Source organism: Staphylococcus sp. GDX8P80P (assembly GCF_017893095.1).
In the GTDB taxonomy this organism is placed as follows: domain Bacteria; phylum Bacillota; class Bacilli; order Staphylococcales; family Staphylococcaceae; genus Staphylococcus; species Staphylococcus borealis.
In genome coordinates, this window is sequence record NZ_JAESMI010000225.1 from 1 (window position 1) to 367 (window position 367).

At 42.2% G+C, this 367-nt stretch carries 1 protein-coding gene; it reads right to left on the minus strand.

All coding sequences use genetic code 11. The annotated features are described in order from the left end of the window. Nucleotides 1–367 (minus strand): hypothetical protein (locus KA858_RS12580; protein WP_281058937.1); only part of this gene is annotated, 367 nt, incomplete at both ends.

Consider the following 367-nt stretch of genomic DNA (forward strand, 5'->3'; position numbering starts at 1 on the left):
ACAAGCGTGAGTGATTCAACAAGTACAAGCACATCATTGAGTGCGTCAACATCAACAAACGTGAGTGATTCAACAAGTACAAGCACATCATTGAGTGCGTCAACATCAACAAGCGTGAGTGACTCAACAAGCACAAGCACATCATTGAGTGCGTCAACATCAACAAGCGTGAGTGATTCAACAAGTACAAGCACATCATTGAGTGCGTCAACATCAACAAGCGTGAGTGACTCAACAAGATCAAGCACATCATTGAGTGCGTCAACATCAACAAGAGTGAGTGACTCAACAAGAGCAAGAACAACAAGAAGTGGATCAACAACATCGAGAATTTCTGAGTCATAAAGTGCAAGCAAATCAGTTAGTG